The organism is Enterobacter sp. HK169 (genome assembly GCF_001719105.1).
Classification (GTDB): domain Bacteria; phylum Pseudomonadota; class Gammaproteobacteria; order Enterobacterales; family Enterobacteriaceae; genus Enterobacter; species Enterobacter asburiae_B.
Genome location: NZ_CP017087.1, coordinates 4,014,156 through 4,035,160 on the forward strand (window position 1 = coordinate 4,014,156; position 21,005 = coordinate 4,035,160).

The 21,005-nt window shown below is 56.9% G+C and carries 15 protein-coding genes, 1 pseudogene and 1 other annotated feature; of the genes and pseudogenes, 11 read left to right on the forward strand and 5 right to left on the reverse strand.

The window, feature by feature from the left end; genetic code table 11:
* Window positions 1-286: 286 nt before the first annotated feature.
* Together acrB and acrA are read right to left on the reverse strand one after the other, a co-directional pair.
* Window positions 287-3,433, reverse strand: coding sequence for a multidrug efflux RND transporter permease subunit AcrB (gene acrB, locus EnteroDNA1_RS19055; RefSeq protein WP_029741964.1), 3,147 nt, complete (start codon window positions 3,431-3,433; stop codon window positions 287-289).
* Window positions 3,434-3,455: 22 nt separating this feature from the next.
* On the reverse strand, window positions 3,456-4,649 hold the full coding sequence (gene acrA, locus EnteroDNA1_RS19060; RefSeq protein ID WP_029741963.1) for a multidrug efflux RND transporter periplasmic adaptor subunit AcrA: 1,194 nt from the start codon (window positions 4,647-4,649) through the stop codon (window positions 3,456-3,458).
* 141 nt (window positions 4,650-4,790) lie between these two features.
* On the opposite strand from acrA, the gene acrR reads away from it, so the two are divergent.
* A complete protein-coding gene (acrR, locus tag EnteroDNA1_RS19065; RefSeq protein ID WP_033144791.1) occupies window positions 4,791-5,444 on the forward strand; it encodes a multidrug efflux transporter transcriptional repressor AcrR in 654 nt (217 codons plus the stop codon).
* A 113-nt stretch (window positions 5,445-5,557) separates the two neighbouring features.
* A complete protein-coding gene (gene mscK / locus EnteroDNA1_RS19070; RefSeq protein ID WP_069303750.1) occupies window positions 5,558-8,905 on the forward strand; it encodes a mechanosensitive channel MscK in 3,348 nt (1,115 codons plus the stop codon).
* A gap of 11 nt (window positions 8,906-8,916) precedes the next feature.
* Here mscK and rsmS read toward each other — a convergent pair.
* Window positions 8,917-9,115: pseudogene (gene rsmS / locus EnteroDNA1_RS19075) on the reverse strand (pleiotropic regulatory protein RsmS).
* Window positions 9,116-9,129: 14 nt separating this feature from the next.
* Complete coding sequence (gene priC, locus EnteroDNA1_RS19080; protein WP_047061255.1) at window positions 9,130-9,657, reverse strand: primosomal replication protein N''; 528 nt, start codon at window positions 9,655-9,657, stop codon at window positions 9,130-9,132.
* A gap of 50 nt (window positions 9,658-9,707) precedes the next feature.
* Between priC and EnteroDNA1_RS19085 the strand changes: the two genes are divergently transcribed.
* The 9 genes from EnteroDNA1_RS19085 to EnteroDNA1_RS19125 all read left to right on the forward strand — a co-directional run bounded on the left by EnteroDNA1_RS19085 (window position 9,708) and on the right by EnteroDNA1_RS19125 (window position 19,074).
* Window positions 9,708-10,085, forward strand: coding sequence for a DUF454 family protein (locus tag EnteroDNA1_RS19085; RefSeq protein ID WP_033144794.1), 378 nt, complete (start codon window positions 9,708-9,710; stop codon window positions 10,083-10,085).
* Window positions 10,086-10,235: 150 nt separating this feature from the next.
* A complete protein-coding gene (apt, locus tag EnteroDNA1_RS19090) occupies window positions 10,236-10,787 on the forward strand; it encodes an adenine phosphoribosyltransferase (RefSeq protein WP_069303751.1) in 552 nt (183 codons plus the stop codon).
* A gap of 88 nt (window positions 10,788-10,875) precedes the next feature.
* A complete protein-coding gene (gene dnaX / locus EnteroDNA1_RS19095; RefSeq protein ID WP_039263966.1) occupies window positions 10,876-12,804 on the forward strand; it encodes a DNA polymerase III subunit gamma/tau in 1,929 nt (642 codons plus the stop codon).
* Window positions 12,134-12,198: a sequence feature (DnaX frameshifting element), on the forward strand. It overlaps the preceding gene by 65 nt.
* 54 nt (window positions 12,805-12,858) lie before the next feature.
* Window positions 12,859-13,191, forward strand: coding sequence for a YbaB/EbfC family nucleoid-associated protein (locus EnteroDNA1_RS19100; RefSeq protein WP_003858972.1), 333 nt, complete (start codon window positions 12,859-12,861; stop codon window positions 13,189-13,191).
* Window positions 13,191-13,796: a recombination mediator RecR gene (gene recR, locus EnteroDNA1_RS19105; protein WP_008499298.1), complete on the forward strand. Its 606-nt coding sequence runs from the start codon at window positions 13,191-13,193 to the stop codon at window positions 13,794-13,796. Before EnteroDNA1_RS19100 ends, recR begins: the two co-directional genes overlap by 1 nt.
* A 110-nt stretch (window positions 13,797-13,906) precedes the next feature.
* Window positions 13,907-15,781 carry a molecular chaperone HtpG gene (gene htpG / locus EnteroDNA1_RS19110; RefSeq protein WP_039263967.1) on the forward strand — a complete coding sequence of 625 codons (1,875 nt, stop codon included), beginning with the start codon at window positions 13,907-13,909 and terminating at the stop codon, window positions 15,779-15,781.
* 194 nt (window positions 15,782-15,975) lie between these two features.
* Window positions 15,976-16,620 (forward strand): adenylate kinase, encoded by a 645-nt coding sequence (gene adk / locus EnteroDNA1_RS19115; protein ID WP_006809841.1) that lies wholly within the window; start codon window positions 15,976-15,978, stop codon window positions 16,618-16,620.
* Window positions 16,621-16,744: 124 nt separating this feature from the next.
* Window positions 16,745-17,707, forward strand: coding sequence for a ferrochelatase (gene hemH, locus EnteroDNA1_RS19120; RefSeq protein ID WP_069303752.1), 963 nt, complete (start codon window positions 16,745-16,747; stop codon window positions 17,705-17,707).
* Window positions 17,708-17,769: 62 nt separating this feature from the next.
* On the forward strand, window positions 17,770-19,074 hold the full coding sequence (locus EnteroDNA1_RS19125; RefSeq protein WP_069303753.1) for an inosine/guanosine kinase: 1,305 nt from the start codon (window positions 17,770-17,772) through the stop codon (window positions 19,072-19,074).
* A 185-nt stretch (window positions 19,075-19,259) separates the two neighbouring features.
* Here EnteroDNA1_RS19125 and ybaL read toward each other — a convergent pair whose 3' ends face one another.
* Window positions 19,260-20,936, reverse strand: coding sequence for a YbaL family putative K(+) efflux transporter (gene ybaL, locus EnteroDNA1_RS19130; protein ID WP_047061258.1), 1,677 nt, complete (start codon window positions 20,934-20,936; stop codon window positions 19,260-19,262).
* Between the last annotated feature and the right edge of the window lie 69 nt (window positions 20,937-21,005).

Sequence of the window (21,005 nt, forward strand, 5' to 3'; positions counted from 1 at the left end):
GGGTTTTATCGCTTCCTTACGTTTCATCGGCTTAGCAAAAATGATGAGAAAAGTTCAGATTCAGACTTATCTTTGTAAGAACTTCTTATTAGGAATATTCCTAATAGCTTAAGCGGGGAAATGAAATTAAAAAAATCCTGAATTCACCGATTAAGGTATCAGTTAATTATGATATGTCTATTTAAGATGGCAGAAAATAAATAGAGCCACAATAAGCGTAATTTATGATTTTTTCTGAAAATGAAAAAGGCCGCTAATGCGGCCTTTTTATCATGTGGAACCGGTATCAGTGAGGTTCTACCGAATGACTGTGTTCAACATCTTCATTCTTGCGGCTAAAGCGGCGGCGAACCACCACGAAGAACACCGGTACGAAGAAGATAGCCAGTACGGTCGCGGTAACCATACCGCCCATCACGCCTGTACCTACCGCGTTCTGCGCGCCGGAGCCCGCACCGGAGCTGATAACCAGCGGCAGTACGCCGAGGATGAACGCCAGCGACGTCATCAGGATTGGGCGCAGACGCATACGAACCGCTTCAAGCGTCGCCTCAATAAGACCTTTGCCTTCTTTCTCCATCAGATCTTTGGCGAATTCAACGATAAGTATCGCGTTCTTCGCCGACAAGCCAATGGTTGTCAGCAGGCCTACCTGGAAGTAAACGTCGTTGGTCAGTCCACGGAACGTTGCCGCAAGCAGCGCACCGATAACCCCGAGCGGAACCACCAGCATAACGGAGAACGGAATCGACCAGCTCTCGTACAGTGCCGCCAGACACAGGAAGACCACAATCAGTGAAATGGCGTACAGGGCAGGGGCCTGGTTACCGGACAGACGTTCCTGATAGGACATACCGGTCCAGTCGTAGCCGATACCCGCAGGCAGTTTGCTTGCCAGCTCTTCCATCAGGTTCATGGCTTCACCGGTGCTTCGGCCCGGAGCAGCCTGACCCAGGATCTCCATCGATGGCAGACCGTTATAGCGTTCCAGACGCGGCGAACCGTATTCCCAGCGTGAGGTTGAGAACGCCGAGAACGGTACCATCTGACCATTGCTGCCGCGCACGAACCAGCTGTTGATATCGTTAGGCAACATACGGTACTGCGCCTCTGACATCACGTACACCTTCTTCACACGACCGCGGTCGATGAAGTCGTTAACGTAGCTACCGCCCCAGGCTGCGCCCAGCGTGGTATTGATGTCACTGATGGATACGCCCAGCGCCTGGGCTTTCTCCTGGTCGATATCGATCTTGTACTGCGGCGTATCTTCCAGGCCGTTTGGACGCACGCCAACCAGCAGGTCAGGATGTTTAGCGACTTCACCAAACAGCTGGTTACGCGCCTGAGTCAGTTTCTCGTGACCCAGACCGCCCTGGTCAATCAGCTGGAAGTCGAAACCGGTCGCCGTACCCAGTTCAACAATCGCTGGCAGGTTAAAGGCAAAGACCATCGCATCTTTAATCTGCGAGAAGGTGCCCATTGCACGACCGGTGATGGCTTCAACCTTGTTCTTTTCGCCTGGACGTTCAGACCAGTCTTTAAGAGAAACGAAGGCAATACCGGTGTTCTGACCACGACCCGCAAAGCCAAAGCCGTTAACCGCAAACACGGACTCAACGTTGTCTTTCTCTTTGGTGAGATAGTAGTCCGTCACTTCATCCAGCACTTTCTGGGTACGCTCTTGCGAGGCACCCGCCGGAAGCTGTGCCATCGTCAGGAACACGCCCTGGTCTTCATCTGGCAGGAACGAGCTTGGCAGACGGACGAACAGGAAAGCCATGCCCACCACGATGATGATATAGAGCAGCAGGTAACGACCGGTGCTGCGCAGGATGTTGCCCACGCTGTCGGTGTAGTGGTGCGTGCTCTTATCGAACATGCGGTTAAACCAGCCGAAGAACCCTTTGTGCTCGCCGTGACCGCCTTTCTGAATTGGCTTCAGCATGGTGGCACACAGGGCAGGAGTCAGGATCAACGCGACCAGCACCGACAGCGCCATCGCGGAAACGATGGTAATGGAGAACTGACGGTAAATCGCACCGGTAGAGCCTCCGAAGAAGGCCATCGGGATAAATACCGCAGACAGTACCATCGCGATACCGACCAGCGCGCCCTGGATCTGGCCCATTGATTTACGGGTCGCTTCCTTCGGCGGCAAACCTTCTTCCGCCATCACGCGTTCGACGTTCTCGACCACGACGATGGCGTCATCCACCAGCAGGCCGATGGCGAGCACCATCCCGAACATCGTCAGGGTGTTTATCGAGTAGCCGAATATCGACAGGATCGCAAAGGTCCCGAGCAATACCACCGGCACGGCAATCGTTGGGATAAGCGTCGCGCGGAAGTTTTGCAGGAACAGGTACATCACCAGGAATACCAGGATGATCGCCTCAACCAGCGTCTTAACCACTTCATGAATCGAGATTTTGACGAACGGCGTGGTGTCGTACGGGTAAACGATTTTCAGACCTGACGGGAAGAACGGTTCCATCTTCTTCAGCTCTGCGCGGATCGCCGTGGCGGTGTCCAGGGCGTTAGCGCCGGTCGCCAGTTTGATACCCAGACCGGAAGCCGGTTTACCGTTAAACTTCGCGATGATGTCGTAGTTCTCACCGCCCAGCTCAACTTTCGCCACGTCGCGCAGGCGAACCTGCGAACCGTCCTGATTCACTTTCAGCAGAATTTTGCTGAACTCATCGGCAGAGGTCAGACGGGTCTGCGCGATGATCGAGGCGTTAAGCTGCTGGCCTTTCACCGGCGGCGTACCGCCTAACTGACCGGCCGCTACCTGGGCGTTCTGCGCTTTAATCGCGCTGATCACGTCAACCGGGGTCAGCTGGAAGTTGTTCAGCTTGTTCGGATCCATCCAGATACGCATCGCGTACTGAGAACCGAACAGCTGCACGTCACCCACACCGGAAGTACGGCTGATGGCGTCCTTCATGTTGGCGCCCACGTAGTCGGAAATATCCTCCTGCGTCATGGTGCCGTTGGTGTTGATAACGCCGACAACCATCAGGAAGCTACTGGACGATTTCTCGACGCTCACACCCTGCTGTTGTACTTCCTGCGGCAGCAAAGGCATTGCCAGCTGCAGTTTGTTCTGCACCTGAACCTGCGCAATGTCAGCATCCGTACCTGACTGGAAGGTCAGGGTGATCTGCACCGTACCGGTGGAGTCACTGTTTGAGGACATGTACATCAGGTTATCGATACCGTTCATGTTCTGTTCGATAACCTGGGTGACGGTGTCCTGCACCGTTTTCGCATCAGCTCCCGGGTAGGTTGCGGAAATTGTCACCGCCGGTGGCGCAATCGTTGGATATTGCGCAACAGGCAGCTTCAGGATCGCAAGTCCCCCGGCCAGCATGATGATTATGGCGATCACCCACGCAAATATGGGGCGATCGATAAAGAAATTAGGCATGTCTTAACGGCTCCTGTTTAAGTTAAGACTTGGTTTGTTCTGACTGGCCAGCGGCCGAAGCTTGTTGTTTATCGTCAGATTTCACTTCCTGTGCTTTAACCTGCGCGCCAGGACGAACTTTTTGCAAACCAGTAACAATCACGCGATCGCCATCTTTCAGACCTTCCGTCACCAGCCATTTATCGCCAATCGCCTGGGTGGCGGTGATATTGCGCGTTTCGACTTTGTCATCAGCCCCAACAACCAGCGCGCTCGCATCGCCGCGTGGCGTACGGGTCACACCCTGCTGTGGAACCAGAAGTGCGGTTGGATTCGTTCCTTCTTCCAGACGCGCGCGAACGAACATACCTGGCAGCAGATTTTTGTCAGGGTTCGGGAAAATCGCACGTAAGGTGATGGAACCGGTGGTCTGGTCGACCGTCACGTCAGAGAATTCCAGGGTTCCTTCCTGCGGGAACTTGATACCGTCATTGGTAATCAGTTCCACTTTGGCTTTGCCGTTTTCCTGTTTCAGGGTGCCGTTAGCCAGCTCTTGTTTCAGGCGCAGGAAATCGTTGCTGGACTGCGTCACGTCAACGTAGATCGGATCAAGCTGCTGCACGGTTGCCAGCGCATTGGTCTGACCGTTCTGCACCAGCGCCCCTTCCGTGACGGAAGATTTACCAATACGACCGCTGATAGGGGAGGTCACTTTGGTATAGGCCAGGTTAATGCGCGCGGTTTCGACGGCCGCTTTGGCTGCCACCACGGCCGCGTTAGCCTGCTGTGCGTCTGCCAGGGCGGTATCGTAATCCTGTTGGCTGATGTACTTGGTGCCGAGCAGCTTTTGGTAGCGGTTCAACGTCAGCTGAGCAATTTTGGCTGCGGCTTGTGCTTTCGCCAGGTCGCCTTTCGCACTTTCATAAGAGGCCTGATAGGTTGCTGGATCAATCTGATACAGAGACTCACCGGCTTTCACATCACCACCTTCGGTGAAGTTACGCTTCAGGATAATGCCGCTGACCTGAGGACGCACTTCCGCAATGCGGTAAGCATTGGTACGGCCTGGTAATTCGGTGGTGATTTGTAGAGGTTCAGATTTGAGCGTCACGACGCCTACTTCTGGCGCCTGCTGAGCTCCTTGTTGAGCTGGTTTGTCGTCACATCCTGTTAGCGCTAAGCTGCCTGAGAGCATCAGAACGACCGCCAGAGGCGTTAACCCTCTGTTTTTGTTCATATGTAAACCTCGAGTGTCCGATTTCAAATTGATCAAGGGTCCTGAGTCTAAAAACCCATTGCTGCGTTTATATTATCGTCATGCTATGGTACATACATTCACAAATGTATGTAAATCTGACTCCTGTAAATTCACCCACCTATGGCACGAAAAACTAAACAACAAGCGCTGGAAACCCGACAACACATTCTGGATGTGGCAATACGTTTGTTCTCGCAGCAGGGTGTTTCATCCACCTCGCTGGCGCAGATTGCTCAGGCTGCCGGTGTGACGCGAGGAGCGATTTACTGGCATTTTAAAGATAAGTCAGATCTGTTCAGTGAAATCTGGGAGCTTTCAGAGTCCAGCATTAGCGATCTCGAGAGTGAGTATCGGGCAAAATTCCCTGACGATCCACTCTCAGTATTGAGAGAAATATTAGTATATATCCTTGAAGCAACGGTAGTTGAAGAACGTCGCAGATTAATGATGGAGATTATTTTTCATAAATGCGAGTTCGTGGGCGAGATGGCGGTGGTGCAGCAGGCGCAACGCAGCCTTAGCCTGGAGAGCTATGATCGTATTGAACAGAATCTGAACCTGTGTATGCAGGCAAAACTCTTACCGGCCAATCTCTTGACCCGACGGGCGGCAATCCTGATGCGCAGCTACATTTCAGGTCTGATGGAAAACTGGCTTTTCTCGCCGCAATCCTTTGACCTCAAAGAGGAAGCCCGCAGCTACGTGGCGATTTTACTGGAAATGCTACAGCTCTGCCCCACGCTGCGCAGCGACGCGCCTTCGCTAACGGCCTGATCCCTTTCCAGGATTTATCTCAGAGGATAACGTTCGCGCTATTCTGCTTTCAGCGAGCGTGATATTCTTCACGCCGGACTATTTTCGGTCATCTTCTGACATCATTCACAACTATGCTGCCCATCAATCGCTCGCAACATCCTGTTTTTGCATTGCTCTTTGCGATGCTGTTTTTCTTCGCCACGGCGCCGCTGACCTGGGCCCGCGCCGATAACAGCAATGATATTCCCTCGCGCGGCGATGTTCAGTCGCAGCTCGACACGCTGAACAAACAAAAAGATCTCTCCCCTCAGGAGAAACTCGTCCAGCAGGATCTGACGGAAACGCTGGAAACGCTGGATAAAATTGAACGCATCAAAGCGGAAACCGTCCAGCTTCGCCAGAAGGTGGCGCAGGCGCCTGAAAACATGCGTAAGGCCACCGACGCGCTGAATGCCCTCAGCGATGTGGATAACGATGACGAGACGCGCAAGACGCTCTCGACGCTCTCTTTACGCCAGCTGGAGTCCCGCGTCGCGCAGCTGCTTGACGACCTGCAAACCGCGCAGTCGGATCTCGCAACCTATAACAGCCAGCTTGTCTCGCTGCAGACCCAGCCCGAGCGCGTGCAAAACGCGATGTACGCCGCGTCTCAGCAGCTGCAGCAGATCCGCAACCGTCTGAACGGCACGACGGTAGGCGAAGGCACGCTGCGCCCGACGCAGCAAACCCTGCTGCTGGTACAGCAGACCTTGCTCAATGCGCAAATCGAACAGCAGCGTAAAAGCCTGGAAGGGAATACGGTGCTGCAGGACACGCTTCAGAAACAGCGTGATTACGTCACCGCGAATATTAACCGCCTGGAACACCAGCTTCAGCTGTTGCAGGAGGCGGTAAACAGCAAACGCCTGACCCTGACGGAAAAAACCGCCCAGGAGGCCGTATCGCCTGACGAAACCGCCCGCATTCAGGCGAATCCGCTGGTGAAACAGGAGCTCGAGGCCAACCACCAGCTTAGCCAGCGCCTGATACTGGCGACGGAAAACGGCAACTCGCTGGTTCAGCAAAATATCAAAGTGAAGAACTGGCTGGATCGCGCGCTGCAGGCTGAGCGCAACATCAAAGAGCAGATTGCGGTCCTGAAGGGCAGCCTCCTGCTGTCGCGTATTCTCTACCAGCAGCAGCAGACGCTCCCGTCCGCCGATGAGCTGGAGGACATGACCAACCGCATTGCGGATTTACGTCTGGAACAGTTTGACGTCAACCAGCAGCGCGATGCCCTTTTCCAGAGCGATGCCTTTGTCGCCAAAATTGAAGAGGGGCATTCCAGCGACGTGAACCCGGAAGTGCATGACGCACTGCTCCAGGTCGTCGATATGCGTCGCGAGCTGCTGGACCAGCTCAACAAACAGCTGGGCAACCAGCTGATGATGGCCATTAACCTGCAAATCAACCAGCAGCAGCTGGTGAGCGTCTCGAAAAGTCTGCAGGAGATCCTGACCCAGCAGATTTTCTGGGTGAACAGCAACAAGCCGATGGACTGGGACTGGGTCAAATCCTTCCCGGAGACGCTGAAAACGCAAATTAAGAGCATGAAGGTCACCGTAAACTGGGAGAAAGCCTGGCCTGCGGTGACGATTGCCCTGCTGGCTGGATTACCGCTGCTGCTGATTGCAGGCCTGATCCGCTGGCGTCTGGGCTGGCTGAAAAAATACCAGGCGAAGCTGGCCTCCGAAGTGGGTCAGCTGCGCAACGATAGCCAGCTCCATACGCCAAAAGCGATTCTGATCGATCTCATCCGCGCCCTGCCGGTGTGCCTGATTATTCTGGCCGTGGGCCTGATTCTGCTCACGATGCAGCTCAACGTCAGCGACCTGCTGTGGGCGTTCAGTAAAAAACTGGCGCTGTTCTGGCTGGTCTTTGGCGTGTGCTGGAAGGTGCTGGAAAAAGACGGCGTGGCGGTGCGTCATTTCAACATGCCTGCGCAGCTGACCAGCCACTGGCGTCGTCAGATTGTGCGCATCAGCCTGGCGCTCCTGCCGTTGCACTTCTGGTCGGTTGTCTCTGAGCTTTCTCCGCTGCACCTGATGGATGACGTGCTGGGCCAGCTGGTCATTCTGCTGAACCTGCTGCTGATTGCGATCCTGATGTGGCCGATGTGCCGCGACAGCTGGCGTGATAAAGAGTCCCACAATATTCGCCTGGCCACCGTGACGGTGCTGGCGATCATTCCGCTGGCGCTAATGGTGCTGACGGCAACGGGCTACTTCTATACCACGCTGCGCCTGTCCGGGCGCTGGATTGAAACGGTCTATCTGGTGATCGTCTGGAACCTGCTCTATCAGACCGTGCTGCGCGGCCTGAGCGTGGCGGCTCGCCGCATCGCCTATCGCCGTGCTATCGCGCGTCGTCAGCATCAGGTGAAAGAGGGGGCCGAAGGCGCGGAGCCGCAGGAAGAGCCGACCATCGCCCTGGAGCAGGTTAACCAGCAGACGCTGCGTATCACCATGCTGGTGATGATCGCCCTGTTTGCGGTGATGTTCTGGGCTATCTGGTCCGATCTTATTACCGTTTTCGCCTATCTCGACAGTATTACCCTCTGGCAATACAACGGTACCGAAGCGGGCGCGGCGGTCATGAAAAGCGTGACCATGGGTAGCCTGCTGTTTGCGCTGGTGTCGTCGGTGGTGGCCTGGGCGCTGATTCGCAACCTGCCAGGCCTGCTTGAAGTGCTGCTCCTGTCACGTCTGAATCTCCGCCAGGGGGCGTCCTACGCCATTACCACGATCCTCAACTACGTGATCATTATTGTTGGAGCGATGACGGTCTTCGGCTCGCTTGGCGTCTCGTGGGATAAACTGCAGTGGCTGGCGGCCGCCCTCTCGGTCGGTCTTGGTTTTGGCCTGCAGGAGATCTTCGGTAACTTCGTGTCCGGCCTGATCATCCTGTTCGAACGTCCGGTACGAATCGGCGATACCGTCACCATCGGCACCTTCTCCGGTACGGTCAGCAAGATCCGCATTCGTGCCACCACCATCACCGACTTCGATCGCAAAGAGGTGATCATCCCGAACAAAGCGTTCGTGACCGAGCGCCTGATCAACTGGTCGCTCTCCGATACGGTGACGCGCGTGGTGATCCGCCTGGGCGTAGCCTATGGATCGGATCTGGAGAAGGTGAAAGAGGTGCTGCTCAAGGCGGCGTCAGAACACCCGAAAGTCATGCACGATCCGGCTCCGGCGGTCTTCTTCACCACCTTTGGGCCGAGTACGCTGGATCACGAGCTGCGTTTATACGTGCGCGAGCTGCGTGACCGCAGCTACACGGTGGATGAACTCAACCGCTCTATCGATCGTCTGTGTCGTGAAAACGATATTAATATCGCCTTCAACCAGCTTGAGGTTCACCTGCGTAACGAGAAGGGTGATGAGCATACGGAAGTGAAGCGCGACATTAAGGGTGACGATCCTACACCTGCTTAATCTATTTTCTCTCAGCCCTCAGGGGCGAGGGAGCGATTTTCCCCCTCTCCCTCAGGGAGAGGGCTGGGGTGAGGGTAATTTACCTTCAAAATCCCGCCGTACAATCTCCAGCGCTTTCAGCACCGTCTCCGCCGGGATCTCATGATTCTCCAGCAGCATAATCAAATCGACGGCCAGCTTGACCTCATCGGGTGCATTTTCCAGCGACATGGGTGTGGCTCCTGTTAACGGGTCAAACGTTCAATGACGCGCTCAATCTCATCCCGCGCCTGACGGCAGCGGACGATACGTCCTTCCAGCGCGCTAATCTCGCGCATCAATAGCTGCTGCTCTTCCAGCGTCTCGCTGTTGTTCAGCCGCGTCTCGCGCTCGCGCTTCATCTCAAACAGCCGGCGCTCAAACTCCTGGTTCTCCAGCCGCTTGCGCTGCCATTTACCGAGTCCCGGCGAGGCGCTGTCCCAGGCGCGCAGCGGCCAGGCGGCGATTTCGCGATGCAGAGCGGTGATCTGCTCTGTGAGATGCTCTGCGAGCCACGCCACCTGTTCCTGCTGTTCACTCTCAACCGCATGGCGAAGCTCGTCGAGGTTCGTCTGCGCTTCCGCCAGGTAATCCTGAATGACGGTGCTGCGGGTACGAAAAAGCTGCCGGTCAAAGCGCGGTTTCAGCGTGGCGTGGCCCATCAGCGGTGTAGCCTGCTCCCGCAGAGCACTAAGCTGATTTTGCAGCCTCTCAAGAAGCAGTGCTGTTTTCAAGGCGCTCTCCAGTGGTAAAGTAGCCGTTCAGTTTGATAACGATTCGCATTATGAAGCGTACTATTTTAATCATCATTGGCTGGCTCGCGGTAGTGCTTGGCACGCTGGGCGTGTTTTTACCCTTGCTGCCGACCACCCCGTTTATCCTGCTTGCGGCCTGGTGCTTCGCCCGCTCGTCGCCGCGTTTTCACCACTGGCTGCTCTATCGCTCGTGGTTTGGCGGCTATCTGCGGCACTGGCAAAAACACCGGGCCATGCCGCCCGGCGCGAAGCCGCGCGCGATCGCGGTGATCCTCATCACCTTCGCTATTTCATTATGGCTGGTGAAAATGATGTGGGTACGTATTCTGCTGCTGGCGATCCTCTCCTGCCTGCTTTTCTTCATGTGGCGGATCCCCGTGGTTGATGAAAAGCAACAAAAGCACTGAAGCCTCATCATGGCTGTTGCAATTATCACGCGCAGCCAGTAAATTCGACCGTTTTCGAGCACAGGTGCGCCTGGTCAAAGGTTAATCAATTGTTGCCTTGGCCGACTCGTTGCGCGCTGTGAGTAACACTGTTTCATTTAGGCAAAACCGATGACCGCAACTGCACAGCAGCTTGAATATCTGAAAAACAGCATCAAAAGCATCCAGGACTATCCAAAGCCTGGCATTCTTTTCCGTGATGTCACCAGCTTGCTGGAAGACCCGAAAGCGTACGCGCTCAGCATTGAACTGCTGGTCGAGCGTTATAAAAACGCCGGGATCACCAAAGTAGTAGGTACCGAAGCCCGTGGCTTCCTGTTTGGCGCACCGGTTGCGCTGGCAATGGGCGTGGGTTTTGTGCCGGTGCGTAAGCCGCGCAAACTGCCGCGTGAAACCATTGCTGAGAGCTATGAGCTGGAGTACGGCACCGATCAGCTGGAGATCCACATTGATGCGATCAAGCCTGGCGACAAAGTGCTGGTGGTGGACGATCTGCTGGCAACCGGCGGTACCATTGAAGCGACCGTGAAATTGATCCGTCGTCTGGGTGGTGAAGTGACCGACGCGGCATTCATCATCAACCTGTTCGATCTCGGCGGTGAGCAGCGCCTGGAAAAACAGGGCATCACCAGCTACAGCCTGGTGCCTTTCCCGGGTCATTAATCCCGGTTTTCACAACCTCGCTCAATGGGTGAGGTTGTGATAGCATTCCCCTCCATAAATTCACCTTCCAGCGTTGCAGAGCCTGCCCATGAGTTATCAGGTGTTAGCCCGTAAATGGCGACCACAAACCTTTGCTGACGTTGTCGGTCAGGAACATGTGCTGACGGCCCTGGCGAACGGCTTGTCGCTAGGTCGCATCCATCACGCCTATCTTTTCTCCGGCACCCGCGGCGTCGGTAAGACCTCTATTGCCCGTTTGCTGGCAAAAGGTCTCAACTGCGAAACCGGGATCACCGCCACGCCGTGCGGCGTGTGCGATAACTGCCGGGAGATCGAGCAGGGGCGTTTTGTCGATCTGATTGAGATCGACGCCGCCTCGCGTACCAAAGTGGAAGATACCCGCGATCTGCTCGATAACGTGCAGTACGCCCCGGCACGCGGCCGCTTCAAGGTCTACCTGATCGATGAAGTGCACATGCTGTCGCGCCACAGTTTCAATGCCCTGCTGAAAACGCTGGAAGAGCCGCCCGCGCACGTGAAGTTCCTGCTGGCGACCACCGATCCGCAAAAGCTGCCGGTCACGATTTTGTCGCGCTGCCTGCAGTTCCACCTGAAGGCGCTGGACGTTGAGCAGATCCGCGCGCAGCTTGAGCACATTCTTGATGAAGAGAAAATTGTCCACGAACCGCGCGCCCTGCAGCTGCTGGCACGCGCGGCGGACGGCAGCCTGCGTGATGCGCTCAGCCTGACCGACCAGGCGATTGCCAGCGGTGACGGCAAGCTCTCCACCGAGGCGGTCAGCACCATGCTCGGCACGCTGGATGACGATCAGGCGCTGTCGCTTATCGAGGCGATGATTGCCGCCAACGGCGAACGCGTGATGTCGCAGGTGAACGCGGCCGCTGCCCGGGGTATCGAATGGGAAGGACTGCTGGTTGAGATGCTCAGCCTGCTGCACCGCGTGGCGATGCTGCAGCTTTCACCGTCCGCCATCGGAGCGGATATGGCCGCCATTGAACAGCGGATGCGTGAACTTGCCCGCACCGTGCCGCCTGCCGACGTGCAGCTGTACTACCAGACGCTGCTGATTGGCCGCAAAGAGTTACCGTTCGCGCCGGATCCACGAATGGGCGTTGAAATGACGCTGCTGCGCGCGCTGGCGTTCCACCCGCGCATGCCATTGCCGGAGCCGGAAGCGCCGCGGCAGTCTTTCGCGCCGGTCGCCCCTACGGCGGTGATGTCGCCGCAGCAGGTGCCACCGCAGCCGACACCGCCGCCGCAGCAAAACGTGCCGCTGTCGGATGCCACCAGTTCGGTGCTTGCCGCACGCAGCCAGCTGCAGCGTGCGCAGGGAGTAACCAAACCAAAAAAGAGTGAACCGGCAGCGCCAGGAAGAGCGCGGCCGGTGAACAACGCCGCGCTTGAACGACTGGCCTCGGTAACGGAGCGCGTACAGTCGCGTCCGGCACCGTCCGCGCTTGAGCAGAAAGCCCCGGTGAAAGAAGAGGCTTACCGCTGGAAGGCAACCACTATCACCGAAGAGGTGAAGGAAGAGGTCGCCACGCCGAAAGCGCTGAAAAAGGCGCTGGAGCATGAGAAAACGCCGGAGCTTTCCGCGAAGCTTGCTGAAGAGTCCATTGCGCGCGACGCCTGGGCCGCCGAGGTCAGCAAACTCCAGCTGCCGAAGCTGGTCGAGCAGGTCGCGCTGAATGCCTGGAAAGAGCAGGACGGCAATCAGGTGCGTTTGCACCTGCGTCCGGGCCAGCGGCACCTCAATTCCCCTGGCGCGCAAAAGGCGCTGGCCGAGGCGCTCACTGCATTACAGGGTGCGCCGGTTGAATTGACTATCATTGAAGATGATAATCCGGCAGTGAAAACGCCGCTCGAGTGGCGTCAGGCCATTTATGAAGAAAAGCTCGCGCAGGCGCGCGAGGCGATTATTGCGGATAACAACATTCAGACCCTGCGCCGGTTCTTCGACGCCGATCTGGATGAAGAGAGTATTCGCCCCATTTGATCGTGAGTCTGACTTACGGTTGTAATCCTTAAACGTGAAAGAAGAGAGAAGCCTATGTTTGGTGGAAAAGGCGGTCTGGGTGGCCTGATGAAGCAGGCTCAGCAGATGCAGGAAAAAATGCAGAAGATGCAGGAAGAGATCGCTCAGCTGGAAGTCACGGGTGAGTCCGGTGCCGGTCTGGTCAAAGTGACCATCAACGGTGCGCACAACTGCCGTCGCGTGGAAATCGACCCGAGCCTGCTCGAAGACGACAAAGAGATGCTGGAAGATCTGGTTGCAGCCGCGTTTAACGATGCCGCTCGCCGTATCGACGAAACTCAGAAAGAGAAAATGGCCTCTGTTTCCAGCGGTATGCAGCTGCCGCCTGGCTTCAAGATGCCATTCTGATGCAAACCAGTCCGCTGCTCACGCAGTTAATGGAAGCACTGCGCTGCCTGCCGGGCGTTGGCCCGAAGTCGGCGCAGCGCATGGCGTTTACGCTATTGCAGCGCGACCGCAGCGGCGGGATGCGCCTGGCGCAGGCTTTAACCCGCGCCATGTCAGAAATTGGTCACTGTGCGGATTGCCGCACCTTTACCGAGCAGGACGTGTGTAACATTTGTACGAACCCGCGTCGTCAGGAAAACGGTCAGATTTGCGTGGTGGAGAGTCCGGCGGACATCTACGCCATCGAACAAACCGGGCAGTTTTCCGGTCGCTACTTCGTGCTGATGGGGCATCTCTCCCCGCTGGACGGTATTGGCCCGGATGATATCGGTCTTGACCGCCTTGAACAGCGTCTTGAGTCAGAAACCATCAAAGAGGTGATCCTCGCCACCAACCCAACGGTGGAAGGGGAGGCAACCGCCAACTACATCGCCGAACTGTGCTCGCAGTACGGCGTTGACGCCAGCCGCATCGCCCACGGCGTGCCGGTGGGCGGCGAGCTGGAAATGGTCGACGGCACCACGCTGTCGCACTCTCTGGCCGGGCGTCACAAGATTATTTTCTGACCAAACGGAGGCTGCGCGCGCGGCCTCCGCTTGAAAATTTCCCCCCTTATCCCCATCTCTCACTCAACGTTTTAAAACCCCATTAAATGGCATTGTTGAGGTCGACATAGATGAAAGGACAAGAAACCCGTGGTTTCCAGTCAGAAGTAAAACAGCTTCTGCACCTGATGATCCATTCCCTGTATTCCAACAAAGAAATTTTCCTGCGTGAACTGATTTCCAACGCCTCGGACGCGGCGGACAAGCTGCGCTTCCGCGCGCTGTCCAACCCGGACCTGTATGAAGGCGACGGCGAGCTGCGCGTGCGCGTCTCGTTCAATAAAGAGAACCGCACCCTGACCATCGCCGATAACGGCATCGGGATGAACCGCGACGAGGTGATCGACCACCTCGGCACCATCGCCAAATCCGGCACCAAAGCGTTCCTTGAGTCCATGGGCTCTGACCAGGCGAAAGACAGCCAGCTGATCGGCCAGTTCGGCGTCGGTTTCTACTCGGCGTTTATCGTGGCCGACAAAGTTACCGTCCGTACCCGTGCTGCAGGCGACAGCGCCGAGAACGGCGTCCTGTGGGAATCCAAAGGGGAAGGCGAATATACCGTTGATGACATCACCAAAGCGGATCGCGGCACCGAAATCACCCTGCACCTGCGTGAAGGGGAAGATGATTTCCTGAACGACTGGCGCGTGCGCTCCATCATCAGCAAATATTCCGATCACATCGCCCTGCCGGTAGAGATTGAAAAACAGGAAGAGAAAGACGGTGAAACCGTGGTTTCCTGGGAGAAGATCAACAAGGCGCAGGCGCTGTGGACGCGCAACAAGTCTGAAATTAAAGACGACGAATACAACGAGTTCTATAAGCACATCGCCCACGACTTTACCGACCCGCTGACCTGGAGCCACAACCGCGTGGAAGGTAAGCAGGAGTACACCAGCCTGCTGTACATCCCGGCACAGGCGCCGTGGGACATGTGGAACCGCGATCACAAGCACGGCCTGAAGCTGTACGTGCAGCGCGTATTCATCATGGACGACGCCGAGCAGTTCATGCCGAACTACCTGCGCTTCGTGCGTGGTCTGATAGATTCCAACGATCTGCCGCTGAACGTCTCCCGTGAGATTCTTCAGGACAGCACCGTCACCCGTAACCTGCGCAACGCCCTGACCAAACGTGCGCTGCAGATGCTGGAAAAACTGGCGAAAGACGATGCGGAAAAATATCAGACCTTCTGGAAACAGTTTGGCCTGGTGCTGAAAGAAGGCCCGGCAGAAGACACCGCGAACGTTGAAACGATCGCCAAACTGCTGCGCTTCGCCTCTACGCACACCGACTCCTCCGCGCAGACCGTGTCGCTGGAAGAGTACGTCTCCCGCATGAAAGAAGGGCAGGAGAAGATCTACTACATCACCGCCGACAGCTACGCGGCGGCGAAGAGCAGCCCGCACCTGGAGCTGCTGCGTAAGAAAGGCATCGAAGTGCTGCTGCTTTCTGACCGCATCGACGAGTGGATGATGAACTACCTGACCGAGTTCGACGGTAAATCCTTCCAGTCCGTAGCCAAAGCCGACGAGTCCATCGACAAGCTGGCGGATGAAGTGGACGAAAGCGCGAAAGAAGCCGAGAAGGCGCTGGAGCCGTTCGTTGAGCGCGTGAAAACCCTGCTGGGCGAGCGCGTGAAAGAGGTGCGCTTCACGCACCGTCTGACCGACACCCCGGCGATTGTCACTACCGATGCGGACGAAATGAGCACCCAGATGGCGAAACTGTTCGCGGCGGCGGGCCAGGCGATGCCGGAAGTGAAATATATCTTTGAGCTTAATCCGGATCATCCTCTGGTGAAACGCGCGGCGGATACCCAGGACGACGCTCGCTTTGCCGAGTGGGTTGAACTGCTGCTGGATCAGTCCCTGCTGGCCGAGCGCGGCACGCTGGAAGATCCTAACCTGTTCATTAAACGTGTGAATGCGCTGCTGCTGGCGTAATTGAACACGCCTCCCCTGGTCTTCTCCCTCTCCCGTGGGAGAGGGCCGGGGTGAGGGCACCAGACCGCACTAACCCAAATAATCTCCCCCCGTTAACCGTTTCAGCCTTCCCGCCTTCCTTGAGCGATGCCCGTTCTGGTGGTATTGTTTAGCGCTTTTGAAAAATTGAAACGACTTTTGAGGGGATTTTCGCAATGCGTATTATTCTGCTTGGCGCTCCGGGCGCGGGTAAAGGAACTCAGGCTCAGTTCATCATGGAGAAATACGGTATTCCGCAAATCTCCACCGGTGACATGCTGCGCGCCGCTGTTAAATCTGGCTCCGAGCTGGGTAAACAAGCGAAAGACATCATGGACGCAGGCAAGCTGGTGACCGACGAGCTGGTTATTGCTCTGGTCAAAGAGCGCATTGCGCAGGAAGACTGCCGTAACGGTTTCCTGCTGGACGGCTTCCCACGCACCATTCCTCAGGCTGACGCCATGAAAGAAGCGGGCATCAACGTGGACTACGTTCTGGAGTTCGACGTACCGGACGAGCTGATCGTTGACCGTATCGTTGGCCGTCGCGTACACGCTGCTTCTGGCCGCGTTTACCACATCAAATTCAACCCGCCTAAGGTTGAAGGCAAAGACGATGTGACCGGCGAAGAGCTGACCACCCGTAAAGACGATCAGGAAGAGACCGTGCGTAAACGCCTGGTGGAATACCATCAGATGACCGCGCCGCTGATCGGCTACTACACCAAAGAAGCGCAGGCGGGTAACACCAAATACGCCAAAGTTGACGGCACCAAAGCCGTGGCTGACGTACGTGCAGAGCTGGAAAAAATCCTCGGCTAATCGCGCGCCTCTCACCCGGGCTCCCGGGTGAGAAATATTCTCATCTTACCTATTACAGCAATGGGTTTCGTTTAAACGCATTTCCGCTACAATTGACAACCTATCAAATGGTTAAGAGGCGTGAATGAGTCAGGCGAAAACCGGCATCCTGCTTGCCAATCTGGGCACTCCAGAAGCACCTACATCAGACGCGGTAAAACGCTACCTGCGACAATTTTTAAGCGACACGCGCGTCGTGGATTTCCCGAGACTGCTGTGGTGGCCGCTGCTGCGTGGCGTCATTCTGCCGATTCGTTCTCCGCGCGTCGCCAAACTCTATCAGTCCGTCTGGATGGAAGAGGGCTCGCCGCTGATGGTTTACAGCCGTCGCCAGGAAAAAGCGCTGGCCGCCCGCCTGCCGGATATGCCCGTCGCGCTCGGCATGAGCTACGGAAAACCGTCCCTGCAAAGCGCGGTGGAATCACTGCTGGCGCAGGGCGTGGACCATATCGTCGTGCTGGCGCTCTACCCGCAGTACTCCTGCTCGACGGTGGCCGCCGTCTGGGACGAGCTTGCCCGCATTCTGGCGACCCGCCGCCGCATTCCGGGCGTGACCTTTATTCGCGACTACGCGGATAACGATCTCTACATCAAGGCGCTTGCCAACAGCGCGCGCGCGTCGTTTGAAAAGCACGGCGAGCCGGATCTGCTGCTCCTTTCCTATCACGGTATCCCACAGCGTTTCGCCAATGAAGGGGATGATTATCCACAGCGCTGCCGCGATACCACGCGCGAGCTGGTCTCTGCCCTTGGCCTGCCGCCGGATAAGGTGATGATGACCTTCCAGTCGCGCTTCGGCCGCGAGCCGTGGCTGACGCCGTACACCGATGAAACCCTCAAAATGCTGGGTGAGAAGGGCGTGAAGCACATTCAGGTGATGTCGCCGGGCTTCTCGGCTGACTGTCTGGAAACGCTGGAGGAGATCGCGGTGCAAAACCGGGAATTTTTCCTTGAGGCTGGCGGCGAAAAGTACGAGTACATTCCGGCGCTTAACGACTCGCCTGAGCATATCGACATGATGGTCTCGCTGGTAACGAACAGCCGCTGATCGCACTCCGGGCCGGGTTTGTGCTACCATTCCCGGCCCATATTCTTCGTACAGTTCAGACCATGAAATTTCCCGGTAAACGCAAATCCAAACACTACTTCCCCGTCGATGCCCGCGACCCGCTCCTGCAGCAAATCCAGCCAGAAAACGAAACCAGCGCGGCATGGGTCGTCGGTATCGATCAGACGCTGGTGGACATTGAAGCGAAAGTGGATGATGCGTTTGTCGCCCGTTACGGTCTGAGCGCCGGTCACTCGCTGGTGATTGAGGACGACGTTGCCGAAGCGCTGTATCAGGAGCTGGTGCGCGAAAGCCTGATTACCCATCAGTTCGCCGGTGGCACCATCGGCAATACCATGCATAACTACTCCGTGCTGGCCGACGACCGCTCGGTGCTGCTCGGCGTGATGTGCAGCAATATCGAAATCGGTGGCTATGCCTACCGCTATCTCTGCAACACCTCCAGCCGTACCGATCTGAACTACCTTCAGGGCGTCGACGGGCCTATTGGCCGCTGCTTTACGCTGATTAGCGATTCCGGCGAGCGTACTTTTGCCATCAGCCCGGGTCATATGAACAAGCTGCGCGCCGAGAGTATTCCGGAAGAGGTGATCGCGGGCGCCTCGGCGCTGGTGCTGACTTCCTATCTGGTGCGCTGTAAGCCGGGCGAGCCGATGCCGGAAGCGACCATGAAAGCGATCGAGTACGCGAAGAAATACAACGTGCCGGTCGTTCTGACGCTGGGCACAAAATTCGTTATCGCCGATAACCCGGAGTGGTGGCAGGCATTCCTGAAAGAGCACGTCTCGATTCTGGCGATGAACGAAGAAGAGGCCGAAGCGCTGACCGGCGAAAGCGATCCGCTGCTGGCGTCTGACAAAGCGCTGGACTGGGTGGATCTGGTGCTCTGTACCGCCGGCCCGGTTGGGCTGTACATGGCGGGCTTCACGGAAGAAGAGAGCAAGCGCAAAACCCAGCACCCGCTGCTGCCCGGTGCGATTGCCGAGTTCAACCAGTACGAGTTCAGCCGCGGCATGCGCTACAAAGATTGCGTGAATCCGCTGCGAATCTACTCTCATATCGCGCCGTATATGGGCGGGCCGGAGAAGATTATGAACACCAACGGTGCGGGCGACGGCGCGCTGGCCGCACTGCTGCACGACATCACCGCTAACGCCTACCATAAAACCAACGTGCCGAACTCCAGCAAGCACAAGTTCAGCTGGCTGACCTATTCCTCGCTGGCACAGGTGTGTAAATATGCCAACCGCGTGAGCTATCAGGTGCTGAACCAGCATTCTCCGCGCTTAACGCGCGGTCTGCCTGAAAGAGAAGACAGCCTCGAAGAGGCCTACTGGGACAGATAAAAGCAAAACGGCAACCTGTGGTTGCCGTTTTAGTGTTTGTTCCCTCTCCTCGTGGGAGAGGGCCAGGGTGAGGGCATCAGACCGCACAAGGTAAAAGCAAAACGGCAACCCTGGTTGCCGTTTTTAGTGTTCGTTCCCTCTCCCTGTGGGAGAGGGTCAGGGTGAGGGCATCAGGCCGCACAAACCTACCCCGTCACCCCTTCTTCAACCGGCGGTTTCTCCAGCAGCGTCAGCATCGTATTCGCAATCTCGCGCTCGCCCATCACCACCTTATTCGCACCGCGCTCGGTAATGTACTCCACCTCGTCGTCATAGTGCGCCCGGGCGATAATCTCAATCGTTGGGCACTTCTCGCGTGCGGAGGCCACAATCTCGCCCGCTTCATAGCCGTTAGGTATGGTCAGCAGCAGCCAGCGCGCGCAGTCCAGGTGCGCCAGATTCATGATCTCTTCGTTTGCCGCATTGCCCAGTACCGCACGAATGCCGCGCTCGCGCAGCTCGTCGACGCGGGTGCGTGAGGTCTCAATCACCACCAGCGGAATGCCCTGCGCCATCAGCTTCTCACCGAGCAGGCTGCCCACGCGGCCAAAGCCTACCAGCAGGGCGTGGTTGCAAATATCGACCGGGATCTGCTTCTCTTCTTCGATGGCCTCTTCGAGCGTCTGTTCTTCCAGCGTTTCGGTTTTATCGAGGTATTTTTCCAGCAGGGCAAACAGCACCGGGTTCAGCATAATCGACAGGATCGCCCCCGCCAGCACCAGGTTTTGCCCCGCCTGCGGCAGCAGGTTCAGGGCCATGCCCAGACCGGCCAGAATAAAGGCGAACTCACCGATCTGCGCCAGGCTGGCGGCGATGGTCAACGCCGTGCGCGGGGAGTGGCCGAACATCCGCACCAGGAAGAAGGCGGCAAGCGACTTACCAAAGATGATGATCGCCAGCGTGCCCAGCACGGCCAGCGGCTGGTGAATCAGGACCATCGGGTCAAACAGCATCCCGACGGAGACGAAGAACAGCACGGCGAAGGCATCGCGCAGCGGCAGAGTGTCATGCGCCGCGCGGTGGCTCAGCTCGGACTCGTTCAGCACCATCCCGGCGAAGAACGCGCCCAGGGCAAAGGAGACGTCAAACAGCTCTACGGCACCAAAAGCGATACCCAGCGCCAGCGCCAGCACAGAGAGGGTGAACAGCTCGCGGGAGCCGGTTGCCGCGCTGCGGGACATGATCCACGGCACCAGACGGCGTCCCACCAGCATCATGATGGCGATAAATGCCACCACCTTACCGATGGTGATACTCATATCCAGCGCCAGCGAGGCAAAGCCGACGTTGTCTTTTTCCATCATCCCGGCGACGGCTGGCAGCAGCACCAGCGTCAGGACCATCACCAGGTCTTCAACAATCAGCCAGCCTATCGCGATTTGCCCGCGCTGGCTGTCTATCAGCTGTCTCTCTTCAAGCGCGCGCAGCAGCACCACGGTACTGGCGGTTGAGAGACACAGCCCAAATACGATACCGGTCATTAACGACCAGCCCAGCACCGCCGAAAGCGCCATCCCCAGCAGCGTCGCCACCCCAATCTGGGCGATCGCTCCCGGTATGGCGATCGACTTTACCGCCATCAAATCCTTCAGGGAGAAGTGCAGGCCGACGCCAAACATCAGCAGAATCACGCCCAATTCCGCCAGCTCAGGGGCCAGCTTGGTATCCGCCACGAAGCCTGGCGTAAACGGTCCCGCCAGTACACCCGCTAACAGATAGCCGACAAGAGGAGAAATACGCAGCTTATTGGCAATCATGCCGAGGATAAAAGCGAGCACAAGTCCACCAACAATGGTGGTGATAAGCGGTGTGGCGTGGTGCATTCCGTCTCCTTTCGTTGTGGGTGTTCCTTTTTGGCGAAAACCAAAAAACCGAGTAATAGTTTATGACAA